At 67.5% G+C, this 1,476-nt stretch carries 1 protein-coding gene; it reads left to right on the top strand.

Going from position 1 to position 1,476, the window contains the following annotated elements; genetic code table 11:
* Positions 1-832: tyrosine-type recombinase/integrase (locus tag AB0M74_RS35095; protein WP_366530616.1), on the top strand; the 832-nt coding region annotated here is incomplete at its 5' end.
* Positions 833-1,476 lie beyond the last annotated feature (644 nt).

Below are 1,476 nucleotides of genomic sequence, written 5' to 3'. Positions count from 1 at the left end.
CACCGGCGAGACGCCGCGCGTGTACGCCAGCCAGGTCCGCGGCTTCCTCGCGTGGCTGGAGGAGACCGGCATTGCCGATGCGGCGCTGGCGGATCCGCATGCCCGTGATGGCGCGGTGCGCGACTATCGGGCGCACCTGCAGACGGTGTTGCGGCGCAAACCGGCGACGATCAACCTGGGCCTGGCCGCCATCGGCGATTTCTATCTGCGGCGTGGTCTGGGCCTGCCGAACGTCGCGCGCCTGGTGCTGCCGCAGGCGGCCCCCAAATCTCTTGACCCGGCGGACAACCTGCGGTGGTTGCGGGAAGTGGAGCGGCGCCAGACCCGTGATCGGGTGCTGGCGTATCTGGGCCGGTACGCGGGTCTGCGGATCGGGGAACGTGTCGCCCTCGATATTGCCGATATCGCGCTGTCGGCGCGGCGGTGTGTGATCACGGTGCGCTCGGGCAAGGGTGGCAAGTTCCGGGAGGTTCCGGCGCATCCGATCCTGCGCGAGCAGCTGACGATCTGGATCTACGAGGAAAGGCCGGCCTGGACCGGGGCCGCCGATTCCGATGCGCTGTTGCTCAATGCCCGCGGTAAGCGCCTCGGTTCTCGCGGTGCGGACAAGGTCCTGTCGGGGATCGCGACGGCGGCCGGTGTCGGGGAGGAGTACACCACCCATGTTGATCGGCACGGGTTCGCGACCGAGCTGCTGCGCGAGCAGGGTGTCGACATCGTTCTGGTGGCCGAGCTGCTGGGTCATGCTCGGCTCGAGGAGACACGGCGCTATACCTTGCCCTCGGCGGATGAGAAGGCCGCTGCGGTGGCTGGTCTCGCGGTAGATCGGTAGCTCTTGTAGTTCGAAATTTTGGGCAACGACCGCAGCCGCTAGGCGGCTGCGAACCGCGTAAAGGAACGCGCTGCGCGCGTGCTCTGTTCGAAGCCGCCCCCCATCACCCTTGACTTTCGCACCTAGCTCCTGGCTCCGGGTGGTGAGGGTGGTGGTGGGCGGCGGGACCCCCCTAGAGGCAACACGTGGTCCGGGCACACCTGTGCCCGCGCATCGCCTCTAGGGGAACCCTCGCGGTTAGTACGTTGGTCCGTAACGGAGCCGGGACGTATGGAGCCTGCTTGGGAGCGCTGCGGGTATTACTCGCCTGCGCTGGGACCGGTCTTGTGCTCCTGGCTGTCGAGGCCGCGTTGCACACCTGCCACTGCGGTCCTCCGTCCGTTCTGTCGGCCCGGCGGGTCGGGTCCACCTTCATCCCGCGCGCCAGGAGCTCGAGGACGCAGTTAGTTTCCTACCGGAGCGCCGAGCCGGGGAGCGAGTAGGCGTATCGACCGGAGGTGTTCGCCATCCTCGACGGTCCGCCACGCCCTTCCCACACCGGACCGGTGCTTGGGGCGCCAGGTTTCCTGGGTTATCCTGATCCCTGAAGTTTTCGTGACTTCGAAAGGCGCCCCGGCATCGGCCAAGATTCAGGGGCGCCGTTC

Origin of the sequence: Nocardia sp. NPDC051463, assembly GCF_040681975.1 — a bacterium.
In the GTDB taxonomy this organism is placed as follows: domain Bacteria; phylum Actinomycetota; class Actinomycetes; order Mycobacteriales; family Mycobacteriaceae; genus Nocardia.
Note: the sequence above shows the minus strand (reverse complement) of the source record. Positions and strands in the feature narration are given on the sequence as shown.